This is a genomic window from uncultured Varibaculum sp. (assembly GCF_902489465.1).
Lineage (GTDB): Bacteria > Actinomycetota > Actinomycetes > Actinomycetales > Actinomycetaceae > Varibaculum.
Map to the genome: position 1 here is coordinate 21,809 of NZ_CABTZZ010000014.1, position 16,052 is coordinate 37,860.

Annotated in this window: 10 protein-coding genes; 9 read left to right on the plus strand and 1 reads right to left on the minus strand. The window is 52.0% G+C overall.

Going from position 1 to position 16,052, the window contains the following annotated elements; genetic code table 11:
- Positions 1–89 precede the first annotated feature (89 nt).
- The 6 genes from RDM26_RS04200 to RDM26_RS04225 all read left to right on the plus strand — a co-directional run bounded on the left by RDM26_RS04200 (position 90) and on the right by RDM26_RS04225 (position 9,911).
- Positions 90–2,936, plus strand: coding sequence for a GDSL-type esterase/lipase family protein (locus RDM26_RS04200; RefSeq protein WP_307737769.1), 2,847 nt, complete (start codon positions 90–92; stop codon positions 2,934–2,936).
- 128 nt (positions 2,937–3,064) lie between these two features.
- Positions 3,065–3,901 carry a hypothetical protein gene (locus tag RDM26_RS04205; protein ID WP_307737770.1) on the plus strand — a complete coding sequence of 279 codons (837 nt, stop codon included), beginning with the start codon at positions 3,065–3,067 and terminating at the stop codon, positions 3,899–3,901.
- Between the two features lie 31 nt (positions 3,902–3,932).
- Positions 3,933–7,577: a right-handed parallel beta-helix repeat-containing protein gene (locus RDM26_RS04210; RefSeq protein ID WP_307737771.1), complete on the plus strand. Its 3,645-nt coding sequence runs from the start codon at positions 3,933–3,935 to the stop codon at positions 7,575–7,577.
- A gap of 72 nt (positions 7,578–7,649) precedes the next feature.
- Entirely contained in the window at positions 7,650–8,258 is a 609-nt protein-coding gene (locus tag RDM26_RS04215; RefSeq protein WP_307737772.1) for a septum formation initiator family protein, read from the plus strand.
- A complete protein-coding gene (locus tag RDM26_RS04220; RefSeq protein WP_307737773.1) occupies positions 8,255–8,782 on the plus strand; it encodes a DUF501 domain-containing protein in 528 nt (175 codons plus the stop codon). Before RDM26_RS04215 ends, RDM26_RS04220 begins: the two co-directional genes overlap by 4 nt.
- Before the next feature lie 130 nt (positions 8,783–8,912).
- Complete coding sequence (locus RDM26_RS04225; RefSeq protein ID WP_307737774.1) at positions 8,913–9,911, plus strand: Ppx/GppA phosphatase family protein; 999 nt, start codon at positions 8,913–8,915, stop codon at positions 9,909–9,911.
- A 67-nt stretch (positions 9,912–9,978) separates the two neighbouring features.
- Here the strand turns inward: RDM26_RS04225 and RDM26_RS04230 are convergent, their stop codons facing one another.
- Positions 9,979–11,721: a phospholipid carrier-dependent glycosyltransferase gene (locus RDM26_RS04230; RefSeq protein ID WP_307737775.1), complete on the minus strand. Its 1,743-nt coding sequence runs from the start codon at positions 11,719–11,721 to the stop codon at positions 9,979–9,981.
- A gap of 37 nt (positions 11,722–11,758) precedes the next feature.
- On the opposite strand from RDM26_RS04230, the gene rsmI reads away from it, so the two are divergent.
- The 3 genes from rsmI to RDM26_RS04245 are packed head-to-tail and all read left to right on the plus strand — an operon-like array spanning position 11,759 to position 16,045.
- Positions 11,759–12,607, plus strand: coding sequence for a 16S rRNA (cytidine(1402)-2'-O)-methyltransferase (gene rsmI / locus RDM26_RS04235; protein WP_307737776.1), 849 nt, complete (start codon positions 11,759–11,761; stop codon positions 12,605–12,607).
- A gap of 52 nt (positions 12,608–12,659) precedes the next feature.
- The gene (gene metG, locus RDM26_RS04240) at positions 12,660–14,462 is read left to right on the plus strand and encodes a methionine--tRNA ligase (protein WP_307737777.1); all 1,803 of its coding nucleotides are present in this window, start codon (positions 12,660–12,662) and stop codon (positions 14,460–14,462) included.
- Between the two features lie 26 nt (positions 14,463–14,488).
- Positions 14,489–16,045, plus strand: coding sequence for an exo-alpha-sialidase (locus RDM26_RS04245; RefSeq protein WP_307737778.1), 1,557 nt, complete (start codon positions 14,489–14,491; stop codon positions 16,043–16,045).
- Positions 16,046–16,052: the final 7 nt, after the last annotated feature.

Here is a 16,052-nt window from a genome sequence, read left to right on the forward strand (position 1 = left end):
CGAATCTCGCAGGAAAGACGCTTTAGGGCGTAAATTTTTTCGCGAATAATGTAAAACGAACAGCGGGTAACGAAGAATGCTGGGGATATATGAAGATGAAGAAGTCTTTAGCGGCAGCTAGCGTAACTTTAGCGATGCTTTTTTCTGGGATCGGGGTGGGGGTTTCTGCCCCAGCCGAGGCTGCCAGCGTTCCCTCTGTGAACTGGGCAATGCCCACACAGGTTAAAGCCAATACTCCGGAAAATACCGCTTCCACAGCTAACCAGTCCTTAGCTGATTGGGAAAAACTACAGGCCAAACTGGCGAAAGAAAACCCTATTTCCTGGCTATTTACTGGTGATTCCATAACTCATGGCGCTAATACCAGTGAAGGTTTGCGGCGCTTCAGCGAGTATTTCAACTCGTATCTACATTCGACCCCCATTAATGGCATAGGACGCACTAACGATTTAGTGATGAATACCGGGGTGGCTAACTCTACTACCCGGTATTTGCGTCAAGCTTTCCAACAATCTGTCCTTGATAAAGGCGCTGACGTAGTCTTTTTGGCTCTGGGGATGAACGATTCGGTAAACGCCCCTGCCAAGGAACGGGTTGAACAAAACACTTACCGACAAAATCTCGAATACTTTATCGATCAGATTCGCGCCTCCGGTGCAATTCCGGTGTTGCAAACCCAAAACTATCCCACTGACGGGCGACACGCCTCTTTCGATGCGTGGATGCAAACTGTACGAGAGGTGGCAGCAGAAAAGAAAGTGATTCTGCTGGATGTCCAAAAATTCTGGCAAACTGAGCACGCGCCAGATAACTCTGACGGCTGGATGCAAGCCGATGGAGTACACCCCAGTGCGCAAGGCTATCTGGAGTGGGCAAAATTCCTGGTAAAGCAGTTGAATATCTGGAATGAAGATTCAACGCTAGCCAATACTTACAAAGCATACGTAGAGCGTTATGGAAGTCCCCTAACCGAGGTGCCAGTGACGCAAAACGTACCCGAAGTGTTAAAGAAACAGCCTCCACACCAGGCAAACCTAGTGCTCAATCACGCCCAGACCACCAGTGAATCTTGCACCCCGCAGATAAAAGATGACGAAGCCGCTCAGGTAGCCCCCTTTAGCAAACAGAACTTTACGGTGCGTTTCAAAGCCACCTCCACTCAGACCGGAACCCTTATTTCCTTTGCTGATAAGGACTCTAATCTGCAGCTGCGCCTCGATATTGCGGAGGGTGGAAAGTTTAAAGTTCAGCGTCAATTCAAAACCGGTAAGCTTGACGGTTTCACGTTACAAACTCCCATCGTCGCTGACGGAAAATTCCATACTGTCAGCGTAAACATTACTGACGGTACTGCCGACTACTACTTGGACGGGGTAAAAGTACTGCCGTTGAAAGGTGCGGGAGTTGCCGGCGCTAACGCCCTCACCTTAAATAACTTCTCGGTAGATTATGTAACCTTGTGCGCAGCGCGGGTGGGGGCAAATCCCACTCCCGAGAGCGCATTTTCCGGGGTATTAGATTACGCAGCGGTTTCGGATCAGGTATTGAGCGAACAGCAAATAGCTGAACAGGCCGGTGCCCCTACGGTTAATGCGGTGATTTCTCCCTTTATCCATAATGGTAAGGGCGACCCCAACACTTGGGTATTTTTAGGTTCGGACACTATCTATGGGGGCGAGGGCGATATTTCCGCTAAATCTGCCACCGAAGTTTTTGACGAAGTTGTGAGTTGGGAATGCAACGGTAATAGTTGTGACGCTAACCCTAGCGGGTTGCAGCTTGCCGCTCGTTCGCGTTTCGTAGTGAATTCGTCCTATCCGGGGCAGACCACCGGGAAAATGCTAGCCGCATATGACAGCCAGGTAAAACGTCATAATCCGCAGGTGCTATACCTGGTACCTGATGCGCTAGATTCCGCCGGGCAGCCCTATGAAACGCTTGACAGTTTTAAGAGCAATATCAAACAGCTGGTTGCCCAGGCTAAAGCAGACGGAATCCGCGTAGTGCTAGTTACGCCTGCTGAAGCTAGCGCCGAGGTCGACAAATACGCCGCGGAGATGTTGCAGATAGCTGCTGACGAGGAAGTACCGGCAATTGACGCCCACCAATACTTCCAAAAGCTGCAAGCAAAGAACAGCAACTATGGTGACATTGTCGATAGCCGGGGCAGCTTGAATCACAAAGGACAGTTACTGCTAGGCAAGTTCTTGCTGAAAGAATCGGGAATTCCCGCTCCCAAGGGGCGCAGAATCGCCGCTTTGAACTACTATGACCCCGCAGCCAAACTGGTAACCCCTGAGGCTTCCTCAAATGTTGATGGTGCAGCTCAAGACCCGGTTAGCTGTAGCGTAAAGCCCTCTGGAATGGTTAAACAGCAAGAGGGTGTGCGCTATACAGTGACTGTAAATGGTAAAGAAATAACTCCCCAGACCAATGGGGCGTTCACCTATGATTACGGACAAACTCTGCGTATCAAAGCCGAAGCGGAAGCGGGATACGTCATTCCGGCCGGGGTGCAAACAATCTGGAGCTGGACTGCGCCTACTCGGGAAAACTTGGATTGCGATAAACCTAAACCTCCGGTAGTAGATCCCAGCCAGCCCGATAAGCCCGGTGAGGGCGAAACTCCAGGTCCCGGTGGTGACACTCCTAAGCCAGGGACTGATACTCCCAAGCCGGGCACTGATACTCCTAAACCGGAAGCTAGTGATAAACCAACGTATAAACCTACCGGTAATCCCGGAAAGGCTAACCCGACTACGCCGGGTACGCCAGGTTCTTTAGATAAGTCGAAGAATCGCCCTCAGCAGCAATCGTCCGCTAGCGACGTTACCGCAGGTAATCTTGCCCGCTCCGGTTCTTCCCCCTGGGGGTATCTGTTTGCGGCCGCGTTATTTGCGGGTGCGGGGGTAGCGCTACGCTTTAAGCGCTTATGAAATCGCGCGCCGGCAAATCTGCGTTAGCCAAAAATCAGTTAAAGGATCAGCGTAAACGTCTCACTAGGTTTCCTGGGGGGAGGGAGGCGTGTGCCGCTTTACTTATCGGGATAGCGGTTTGCGCTCTAGTGGCGAGTGTTATCTGGGCTGTGGGGATACCTCGATCAGATACCGCAGCTACCAAAGAAGAACCCCAACTGCCAGGGCTAACTATCGCCGGGCAAAAGGTGAGCGCTGCCGAGTTTAAATACGCCCTCTCAGAGGTTAAATCCCAGGTAATAGCTGCTTGCGCCGGCGAAGAAAACTCTGTTGGCGCTGACTTTTGGCAAAAAAATCAAGCTAAATGTACTCGCCCAACCGTTGCCCCCACTGCTGGCTCCGAGAACGAACGTAAACAGCTGGTACTGCAACAAGCGTATTCGCCTGCCAGTAAAAAGTTTTGCGCGAGCGCCAGCAAACCGGCTGAATATGCTGCTTGCCTGGCTGTGCATTTATTAGAAGGGCAGCACGCTGCCTATAGGCAAGCGGTGCTAGGGGGACAAATGACCGCCCCCACCTGGGAAGAGGCGCTGCAGTCTTGGCGAGAGGGTAGCTCACCTAGCGAGGCCACAGCCGCCGCGAAGAATCAGACTTTCGAGGGCGAGCAACCTGATTTAGCGGTTTATCTTTCGAAATACGTCAGCAGTTTGCGTGACCAATATATTACTGCTGAACAAGCCCCGGGGATGAAGGTTAGTGACCGACAGGTTAAAGATCACTATTTGGCTAACGCCTGGGATTTTGGTGAAGAAATTGCTAAGCTTTCCTCGGAAGAAGAAAAGTGGAAGATTATATCACCCAGCGTCAAAGTTGATCTTCGTACCCAGATTTATTACGACTTGTTAGCTCGGCAGGTTCAGGGTATGGAAACGGTGATTAATCAAGAAAGCGTAGTTGCTTTCGTTAAAGACACTTTCAGTAAATAGAGCTGGTTACCCAGCAGGCGATAGGGGAAAGATGAACCTGAAGAAACTTGCTAAAGCTACCGGTATCACCGTGCTTGCCACCAGTTTGGTTGCTCTGTCTCAGTTGCCGGCAGTGGCTGCCCCGGTGCAGGCGGAAATTATTCCTGCCACTACCTATTACGTGAGTGCGGCGGGTAATGACACTAATGATGGAAAATCTGAGGCTAAACCCCTTAAGACCTTAGGAGCTGTCAATAAACTGACTCTGCATGCCGGTGACAAGATTCTGTTAAAACGTGGGGATGTCTTTAACAACCAGAATTTGTGTATCAGTGGCGATAAAGCCTTCAGGTTTAATGACGGCACTACCTGCGCCTACCAGGCAGATAGTGATGGAGCGCCCCTGGTGATTTCGGCATATGGCGAGGGCGATAAACCGGTAATTGCTGCTAATGGCGAGGGACAGTGGAAACTTGACTATGGTTTGACCTTGGGACACAGTCAGCATTATCTGGCTAAGGATGCGGTTTCTTCTACCGTAATGCTAAAAGACGCTGAAAACATCGAGCTTAGCGACCTAGAAATCACCAATATACGGCTCGAAGATGGCAGCGGAAAAGAAAACGGGTGCGCCTATAACGATAACTGCGCTCTTGACCGCACCGGGATTGCCGGGATCGCTCAAAATCAGGGAACGTTAGATCATGTGGCACTAAAGAACCTTTACGTCCATGATGTGAAAGGTAATATCTACAATAAACACAGTGTTAATGGTGCGATTTATTTCAGTTCCCTAATCGCCAGCGACCAGATGAAACCAGCTGCGAATCGTACGGCTCCGGGATTTAAGCCTGCCTTGGTCAAACCGGAAAAAGGATATCCCCGGTTTAATGATTTACAGATTATCAATAACCGGGTAGAAAACTCCGGACGCTGGGGGATAGCCGCTGTTTACAGTGCTTACGCCAGCGTTGCCGTTGATGGTCGTATACAGATTCCGGGTGAGGTCATCACCAAGTATGGTTCCACAAATGTGGTAATCATCAATAACTTTATTAAGAATATTGGTGGTGACGCGATTACCGCCATGTACGGGTATAAGCCAGTAGTTGAAAGCAATGTAGCCACCGAGATTGCTACCCAGATGAACACTACCGATTATCTTTTTGCGAAAGATACTCCCGGAAAATTTGCTAAGACGGGAGGGCGCGTAGCCGCCTCCATCTGGCCATGGAAATCAAAAGATGCCGTATTCCGCTTCAACGAGGGTTTCAATACCCAAAATGCCGATAAGGGTAATGGTGACGGAATGCCCTGGGATGCGGACTCAGGTGACGGTACCGTCTACGAGTACAACTATTCCGCCAATAACTCTGGGGGAACGGTGATGTTCTGCGGAGATCAGGCAGCAAACTCCACCTTCCGTTTCAATATTGCGCAAAATGATTCCCTCGGGGCGCTTTCACCAACTTTTTGGGATGGAGGCTATAGCGGAAAGTATCCGAATGCGCATGTTTACAACAATACTTTCTATTTGAAAGCAGGATCCTCGATTTTGCACCCTGCGCAAGCTCAGCAAGGAACGATGAAAGTAGAAAATAATATTTTCTACAATATGAGTGACCAACCCCGCACTGAAGCTTGGAATCCCCTAGGGCATATCACCTGGGATCCAAAAGATATTGATGGGAACGCCAAGGTAACTTACTCCCATAACCTTTACTACAACTACGCTAACTATCCCGCTAGCGACCTCAATCCCGTAAAAGTAAGTAAAGGCAGCGCGGTACTGGCAGATCCGGGGAAAGCTCCCAGTGATGCTGCCACTGGTATGAAAGCACGCCCCCACTATTTCCCCGGGTTAAGTTATGCCGAAGCGGATGCCAAGACCACGGTCTTTGATGGTTACAAGCTGGCCGCTAACTCGCCAGCAATTGGGAAAGGTAAAGAAATAGTTGACGATAACGGCTTTGCTTTAGGTACTGATTTCTTTGGACGCACCGCCAACACATTTGATATTGGGGCAGTCTCTACCGATCAAAAACCGCTCCCGCCAGCAACCGTTACCGATAGTGCAAAACTGGTTAGCACCACCTATCAGGTAACTGACGGAGAAACCGTACCCAGCAAGAATGGTGCGTATAAAGCTGGAAATACTATTCACGTTCCCTCAACGGAAAAGAGTCCCAGCACGGTTGCGGAAGTGCTCTCTAACCTAACTGTAGAGGGTAAAGCGCAAATAGTTGATGCTGCCGGTAACGCTCAGGCAGGGGACGCACTGGTGGCAACGGGAATGAAGCTAAAGATTACCTCATTAGATGGCAAAGTTACCAGCGAGTTCCCGCTGTCTATAGATAACGTTTATAGTTGGCTGGATGACTACACCCATAACGTGCAAGGCAATGTCTGGTTTGGGCAAAAGCAGACAGGCGCTAATGGTAAATGGGTAAATATCGATAAAGCTGACCCTACATGGCCGAACTGGCAGGTAGACCAGTATTACGGGCCGGGTATTAACGGCGCTCAACTAGCTCCCACCGACCGGAGCGCTCTCTACGGTTTGCTTTCTGATTCACCGACATCTGCAGGCGCAACCGCAATGGCGTGGCGGGCTCCCAAGACCGGTTATATTACTTTCAAAATTAAGGACGCGGCGGCAGGTAAACCTGCAGAACCATTCTTGCGTCAAGGGGATGCTACCGGCGGGACAGTCACCGTGAAACTGCTGGTAAACGGAATCGAGAAACGTTCTTTGACTTTAGTAAAGAAAGAGATTCGCCCGGATGGAGAATTTAATTTCACCGCCAATGATGCGAATGCTTTACGGGTTTCTAAAGGGGACTTTGTGCGGGTAGTTGCTGAATCTAGCGGCAATCCCGCCCAACCATCGATGTTCGTTAGCCCCACTATCACCTATATTGATCGCACAGTAGATACGGAAGTTATCCCCGTGAAACCGGGAACTGCTACCGGCGACCCTGATACTCCAACTCCGGGTCAAGATCCGCAAACCGATAAAGGATATGTGGAAGGTAAAGTTCCAGGATTTGCCCTGAGTCTGGCAGGAGACAAAGTTACCGGTAAAGTGACTTTACCGCAGGTTGAAGGTATAGAATATCTGGTTAATGGAGCCCCATTAGCTGATAGCTATCCGGCCGGCCCCGTGGTTGTGACCCTAAAAGCGAAAGCCGGTTACAAACTGGGAGAAAGTGCCACCACGGAATGGAAATTCACGGTGCCCGCCACCCCTGAATTTGCCAGTGAGACTGGAAAACTGCAGATTCCCACCACTGTCGGCGTGAGCTATGACGCGCAAAATCAGACGGTGGCTCCCGGTAAATCGGTGACAGTAACCGCTACCGCTAGTGATGATTATTCATTTGCGGCTACCCGTGCTGTGAAGTGGACATTTACCGCTGATCAGAAGGATGATCCTAAGCCAGGTACTGACCCGCAGAAGCCAGGTACCGACCCCGAGAAACCGGGAACAGTTCCCTCTGACAATCCGACTCAGCCGGACAGTGGAACAGTCGCTGATGGGAAGCAGAAGAATCCCAACAAACCGGCTACATCGGTCAGACAGAATCGGGGTTCACTGGTTACTACTGGTAGCCTGGCAGGTATGGTAGCTATTGCTGCTTTAACACTTGGGGTTGCGGGAATGGCGATTGTTCGGCGACGCGCTAAGGAGCAATAGCAATCGCGCTGAATACTCGACCTCTCAGAACGCCGGAGCGCTATTTGTCAATAATGATGAAATAATGAAGACGTGAAGTCTCCGCAACCGCCTAAAAGTGTACAAAGAGAGAATACCCGCAAGCAGGGCTCTGCTTTCCGGTCAGTTTCTCCTTTGGTGCGCACCGCTAGGCGCAATCGGGGACGTTCCCCGGTGGTCAAAGCGGCTAACCGGCGGGTCAAGGTAGGTTCACGCTTTTCGGTAACTGTGGGTACCATCCTGGTGGTAGCCTCCATATTTTTGCTACTAGTGGGGGCTCCCTTGTTTGATCTGGTAAGCCAGCTGGAACAACGTAACAAGGTACATGCACAACTGGTGGCGGCGAAACAAGAAAACCGAGAACTGCATAAAGAATTAGATCTTTGGAATAACTCAGATTATCTAACCCAGCAGGCGCGCGAGCGGCTCGGTTACGTAAAACCGGGTGAAACTCGCTATGCGGTGGTGGATCCTGGCAAAGACTATCAGGCACGCCAGGAAGCAAAACTAGAGAAACTGCCGGCTCGCCCCTGGTACTTAGAGGTTACCCACTCGGTGAAAATGGCGGGGCAAAGCACAGATACTAAAGAATCCTCGACTCAAACTCGTCCGCAACCTGCCCCGGGAGCCACCCCTCAACAAGAAAAGGCAAAAAAGAAGTGAGTTTTAAACTTGACGAAGCCACCCCCGCCGACCTGGAAACCCTATCTTCCCAGTTAGGAAGGATTCCTCGCGGAGTGGTGGGAGTCGCTGCGCGCTGTGTGTGCGGCCGACCCGCGGTAGTGGCGACCGCTCCGCGCCTAGAGGACGGATCTCCCTTCCCTACGACCCTGTATTTGACCCTCCCCAGCTTGGTGCGCGCCCTATCCACCTTGGAAGCCTCCGGGAAAATGGCTGACTATCAGCAATTGCTATCAGAAGATGAGGAATTGGCTGCCGATTATCGGCGTGCACACCTGGAATATATTGCAGTTCGTGAGCGCGTGGGGCAACAGGTTGGAATCGAAGAAGTGCCAGAAATTGCGGGAATCAGCGCAGGCGGAATGCCCGAACGGGTCAAATGCCTACACGCCCTCGCTGCCCAAACCCTCGCTTGTGGTAAAAAAGTAAACCCCATCGGTGATTTAGCACTAGCTGACCTGAAAGCTACCGCCCTATGGGACAGCGACCACTGCTACTGTGAATAGTCGTTGGTTTTCCCCATCGATAATAGGGCGCGTCTAGGCATCGCTGTCTCGGTAAGAAATACTTTCGACCCATGGTTTTCGTTCAGCTCTCCTGTTAGTCAGGAATCTGAATCCGTGAAAATATAGGGCTATGGCATTAGTTGCAGGTATTGATTGTGGCACCAACTCGATTCGTTTAATCATTGCTCGCCGGGAGAGTCCCAGCGAGCCGATGACGGTTCTAGCTCGCGAAATGCGGATAGTGCGCCTGGGGGAGGGAATCGATAAAACTGGGCAGTTCGCACCGGCAGCCCTAGAACGCACCTTTGCAGCCACAAAAGAATACGCACAGATTATCTCCAAATACGGGGTGGACAAGATTCGTTTTGTTGCCACCTCCGCCAGCCGAGACGCGAAAAACCGGGACGAGTTTTTCACCGGGATCAAGGAACGCCTAGGGGTAATCCCCGAGGTTATTTCCGGAGATGAAGAAGCAACCCTATCTTTTTCCGGTGCTACCTCCTCCTTTAAAGACGAGGACGAGCCGGTACTGTTGGTAGATATTGGGGGCGGGTCTACCGAGTTTGTTTTAGGTCAGCGCGGGCAGGTAATGGACACTATTTCCACCAATATGGGTTCGGTGCGGGTTTTTGAGCGTTACCTGGCGCCGGTTATTGCGGATGCTAAACGCGGGGACGGCTCCCTAGATCCTCGCCAGACTCCCGGCATGGCGAAAGCCCTAATAAAAGCCACTTCCGCAATTGATGAATTAATAGATGAGGCTGATCAAAAACTAGGGTTAGACCGCGCCCGCACCCTGATTGGGGTAGCCGGAACGGTCACTACCATTACTGCCCACGCCCTCGGCTTAGAAGAATACCAGCCCGAAAAAATCCATGGCTCGCGGATAACGCCCGCGCAAATGCTGCGGTCGTGCAACTGGATGATGAATCAGCCGGTATCTGCGCGCGCCGCCCTAGGGTATATGCCCACCGGACGCGCCGATGTTATCGGCGCGGGTGCGCTGGTATGGTCCCGAATTATTGAACGTATCAACGGGGAAATCGAACCTGACGGCAGCGGTTTGAAAGAAATAATAACTTCAGAAACCGACATATTAGACGGCATTTCCCTGTCAATCTTGCCCTAGGGATTTAGCTGTCCTCCTCCTATTAACCAATCGAGATAAAGGCGGTACCGACGGGGTGAGGGGCGTCCTAAATCCAGGAGCTAAACCACATCCGCCAACCCCAATGTGAATAGGGAATCGGCATCCCGCTAACTACCGGATAGAAGAATAGCGCGACCAGTAAAATCACGATAACCAGGGCAATCCCCATCGAAACCGCGATATCGGGAGTGCGTCGCGCAGGGGCAACTAGCTGATCTCGGCACGCTATCAGCGGCTCGGGATGAGGCCGCAATAACCCCAGAAGAAGCCCGATCAGATAGGCAACCGCTAAAGCTAGGAAGGGAGTTAGCACCACCATATAGAACATAAAAATGGTGCGATACCAGTACAGGAGCCAGGGTGCCCATAGTCCCAGATAGCCGACCAGGATTACTCCCGCTCGCCAGTCACGGCGAACGAAGGTACAGTAAATAATCACTGCCAGGGCGATTACTCCCACCCACCACAGCATCGGGTTACCCAGTGAAGACATAGCTTCCACCGTGAAATCCCCATTATCGCCATGCGGTTTTTCAAACAGCATGGAGGTAGGGCGCTGATTAATCAGCCATTGCCACGGATAAGACTGATAGGGGTGTTTACTGGTTACCCCAGTGTGGAACTTCATCACTTCACTCATATAGGTGAGGTAATCAGAAATCGGATCTAACCAAGAGGAATCTCCGGCCGCGGAGGCCGTTTTTCCATGCCCCCAGGCGTTAGGGTGGGTAAACCAGTTCCACCAGTTCAGCAAATACACCGCGAAGGCTACTAAGACTAGCTGTGCGAACGCCGGCAGTCCTCCTCGAAGAACCGCCCCCAGCCAAGCACGTTGCTTACCTTTAATACCGGGATATTGCTTACTGAGCGCGCTAGGGGATATCCGCAGCACCGAAAGCCGCAAAGTTAGATCCCGTAAGAAGACGAAAATACCGCACACTGCCAACAGATAAAGTCCGGACCATTTCACCGCGCAGGCACATCCTAGCCAGATCCCCGCTGCTACCAGCCACCAGCGCATTCCCGTCAGGTCGTTGCCCAGCTCTGCTCCCAACAACTCGCGAGCCATCCTTCGGCGCACCTGCAGTTGGTCATAAACCACGCATAGCACTCCAGCCAGGCAAAACACCGCTAAGATCCCATCTAAGAGCCCTACGCGCGAGAGGGAAATCGCTACTCCGTCGGTGGCGATAAAAATCCCTGCAATCCCGGTGAGAATCCAAGAGTCAAATAATGCCCAAGCTAGACGGCAGGTTAGATACACCAAGATAATCCCGGAGATAGCGGCCGCAATCCGCCAGCCGAAAGGATTTGACCACCCGAAAAGCTTCATCCCCAAACCAATAATCCATTTACCCAGGGGGGGATGTACTACAAATGCCGGATCGGCGGTGGCTGCCGCAAAATCCCCGGCAGCGAACTTAACGTCCTCTCCTTTGGGCCAGTTAGTTTCGTAACCAAAATGCCACAGAGAATAGGCATCTTTTACATAGTAGGTTTCATCGAAAATCAGTTTGCGGGTGACACCCAGGCGGGGTAAGCGCGTGATAGCGGCTACCACGCAAGCGATAAGGGTAACTATCCAGGATCGCCTGTTGTTGATTGCCTCTTTGTCTCGCTGCCCACGCCATCCGAGCAGATAGAGTCGAGGCAGTGAGGTAACAGAAGTCCACGAAGGTGCGGGTGGACGCCTGCGGCGAGATTTAGGCTTGAGCTTGTCGCTTGTCGTCAAAGTTTTTCGTGCCGCTGCCGGTGGGGGCGGAGCGGGACGTCCAGGCATTGCTTGCATGTACTCGATATTATCCGGATAGGGCATAATTGCGAGAGTGGAACAGTTTTCCTGGGATGCAGGCGTCATCGCTTTAGCGGCAACCCCGATTGGTAATCTCGCTGATGCTACCCCCCGTCTGATTAGCGCCTTCGAACAGGCAGATTTGATTGCAGCCGAAGACACCCGCCGCACCGGGCTGCTACGCGAACGCTTGGGGATTACTCGGCACGCCCCCCTAGTTTCTTGCCATGAACACAATGAACAGGCGAAAGCCGAACAAATAGTTTCCCACGCCGCACATGGTCAGCGAGTTCTGTTGGTAACTGACGCGGGAATGCCTACGGTTTCTGACCCTGGATATGTGATTGTGCAGGTGGCGATAGCGCGCGGGGTGCCGCTGACGGTACTGCCTGGCCCGTCTGCCCCCCTCCTCGCCCTCGCCCTCTCCGGGTTGCCTACGGATCGCTTTTGCTTTGAAGGGTTTTTGCCGCGCAAACAAACTGCTCTAAGGCGACGGTTAGAGGAGCTTTCTAGCGAGGAACGTACCATGATTTTCTTGGAGTCTCCCCGGCGTTTGGAAGTAACTCTGGGGGCTCTTGCCCAGGTTTTCGGCACTGGTCGCTCTGCTGCGGTCTGCCGGGAACTCACCAAGATGCATGAGGACGTGTGGCGGGGCAGTCTTGGCGAACTTAAAGAAAAAGCAGCCGAGGTGCGCGGAGAAATCGTGCTGGTGGTGGCAGGAGCTACGCCGCGCACTCCCTTGACGCCTAAGGAAGCAGTTGGGCTCGTCCTTGGCCGGGTTGAGGACGGAGAAAGACTAAAAGAGGCCGCTAAAGCGGTAGCCGCTCAAAGCGGGATCAGCGCTAAGGTGCTTTATAACCAGGCGCTTGCGGAGCGAAAATAACCAGGTCTTTAGGTATATTTTGCTTCCGGCAATGGGGCATTAGGATAGAGGTATGACTCATGTTTTATCCGCTGTTGCTTGGCCTTACGCCAATGGTCCGCGTCATATTGGACACGTAGCCGGTTTTGGTGTCCCCTCCGATGTTTTCAGTCGCTATATGCGAATGGCGGGACATGAGGTATTAATGGTGTCGGGAACTGATGAACACGGTACCCCGATTTTGGTGCAGGCAGAGGCAGAGGGAATTTCGCCCCAAGAACTAGCAGACCGCAACAACCGGCTAATCGTAGAAGATTTGGTGAACCTGGGGCTATCCTATGACCTGTTCACCCGCACTACCACCGGCAATCATATTGCCGTTACCAAAGCCATGTTTGCACAGGTGCGTGACAATGGCTACCTGATTGAAAAGCGAGCTATGGCCGCAATTAGTCCCTCCAGTGGCCGGGCACTACCGGATCGCTATATCGAAGGCACCTGCCCGCTGTGTGGAGCCGGCGGGGCGCGGGGAGATCAATGTGACAACTGTGGTAAACAGCTAGATCCCATCGATTTGATTGACCCGGTTTCAAAAATCAATGGGGAAACCCCCAAGTTTGAGGAAACCTCCCACTATTTCCTGGATTTGCCCGCCCTCGCGGACGCCCTCGGGGAATGGCTTGACGAACGCGAGGCCTCCGAGACTTGGCGGCCTAACGTAATCCGCTTTTCCAAGAATATTCTGGCGGAAATTAAGCCGCGCGCTATGACCCGCGATATTGACTGGGGGATTCCGGTTCCCGGTTGGGAAGATCAGCCCAGCAAGCGCCTATATGTGTGGTTTGATGCAGTGGTGGGATATCTATCTGCCAGCATCGAGTGGGCGCGGCGCATCGGCCAGCCAGAACGTTGGCGGGAATGGTGGAATGATCCCCAGGCTCGTTCCTACTACTTTATGGGCAAAGACAATATCGTTTTCCACTCCCAGGTCTGGCCAGCGGAGCTACTCGGCTATAACGGCGAGGGCGAGCGCGGCGGTGAGCCCGGAGAAATGGGGCGGCTCAACCTGCCCACCGAAGTGGTCTCTTCGGAATTCCTAACTATGGAGGGTAAGAAATTCTCGACCTCTAAATCCGTGGTGATTTATGTGCGGGATATGCTTTCGCGCTACCAGGCCGATGCCTTGCGCTACTTTATTTCCGCAGCTGGCCCCGAAAATCAGGATGCTGACTTCACCTGGGCAGAGTTCGTGCGCCGCACCAATGACGAATTGGTTGCTGCCTGGGGAAACTTGGTTAACCGGGTGGCTTCGATGATTCATAAACGAGTGGGAGCGATTCCTCAGCCTGGACAATTACACCCCGAGGATAAACAGTTATTAGACCAGGTTAAATCCGGATTTGCTGAGGTAGGACAGCTGATTGCAACCCATCGGCAAAAGGCAGCGTTGCAACAGATTATGCATCTGGTGTCACTAGCGAATCAATATGTAGCCGCCACCGAGCCCTTCAAATTGAAAACTCCGGAGACGCAGGAGCGCCTGCACACGATACTATGGGTGTTAGCACAGGTAATTGCGGATCTGAATCTGATGTTTTCGCCGTTTTTACCGTCCTCGGCTAATGCTATCGACCGGGTGTTCGGCGGGCAAGGGGATATTGCCCCCATGCCTCGTATTGAAGAAGTTAAAGATTTAGACCAAACTAGAGAAGACGGTTCAGATTTCATCTACCCCATTATTACGGGCGATTACAATGACGTTCCACATTGGGGAAGGCATGAAATTCAAATCGGAAGGTCAGTTTCTAAACCCAAACCCGTGTTTCAGAAGCTAGAACCTGAGATTATAGAAGAGGAATTAGCCAGGCTCGCTTAAGAGCCGCGGCATAAAGGAGAACGTACGTGGCTGGGTTTTGGCAACGCTTGAAAAGACTCTTTAGAGGGTCTTCTGCTCGTGACGACGAGCGCGACTCCCGCCTGCCGTTGGCCTTGGAAAGCGCTGATAAACAGGCGGATACATCTGAGAGCGAACGGACAGTTTACGAATCATCCGGGGTTGTGATTTTAGAAGACCAGACGCTATCTGATAATCAAAGTGAGGAAGCATCTTCTGAATCTGCCGTCCCTAACTCAGCAGAAGAAAAAAGAGAAGAACCTGCCCCTAGTTCCCAAGAGCAGACCGCGGAACCGTCCCTACCTGACCCGGTAGCTCCAGTGGAAAATGCCGTTCCTGACTCAGACACCTCTAAGTCCCAGCCTGCAGCCCAGCCAACAGACACCTCTACTACCCCTGCAGAAAATGACGAAGATAACTCAGTAGAGATTCCGGTGGAACCAGTAGTGGAGCCAGGTAAGAAACTTCCGGTGCACGGGGTGAAAACTGCCGATATTTGTGCAACTAGCGACCAGGAAACCTACGGGGCACCTGCTATTGACCGCACCCCGGGACGCAAACTAATTTTGGTATTTGAAAAGCACCCTGCGAATGGACACACCCAGGTGTGGTATACCCGCAGCCGGGATCACGGAATCAGTTGGGAAGAGCCACGTGTTCTTTTCGATCAAGAAACTTACACTGATTCCGGTCAATCTTTCACTGACCCCCAGATAATCATTTCCCAAGTCACCGGGCGGGTTTTTATCGCCGTAACCACCCGCAGCGATGATGATGAATCCCAAAACCATATTGCGGTTGCCTTAAGTGATGACGAAGGTGATACCTGGCGATACCGCGATTTGACCAGCCTAGTTGACGGTGATCAAAACTGGGTTTCGCGGCGCACCGCCCATGGACACGGGGTGCAGCTGCGACACGGAATTTGGACCGGCAGGCTCGCCTATGTGGCAGTAGCCACCGATGCTGACGGTAAACGAGGCGCGGTAGCGGTTTGTTCCGACGACCAAGGAATTTCCTGGTGGGCAGGTAAATTTGCTGGGGAAAAGGTTGTACAGGCTACGATTACCGAACTTTCCGACGGGAAATTGGTAATGGGCTGTATTGAAGAAACCGATCAAGGATTAGCTTTCAACGCGTATGCCTCCGCAGATGGCGGTCGCAGTTTCACAGAGCATTTAGATAAAAAGGCTTTGGGAAATACCCTGCCAACAGCGGTGGAGAGAGCTTTTTATTCTGCCCCCGAACACACCGAACAGTCCCGGGTAATGCTAGCAGTGGCGTGCAACCAAAATGGACAGGGAACTGTACGTTCCATGTTTGATTTTGCTTCCGAACTTTTAGGGGTTATTCCTTTCACCTCTCAACCAGTCAATACGCTTGATGTGGTGTCTTTAGAAGATATTCGGATTGTCGCGATTGCATACGAGACTGACTCCGGTATTTCGGTGGCGGCATTTTGCATCGATGCCTTGTCTCTGAAATATCTTGCGGTTGGTTGGAACGCCACCGAGGAAGAGCAAAATCAAGTTCTGCGACGTGCTGGTTTGCTCTCTCGCAGGTAATATCCAG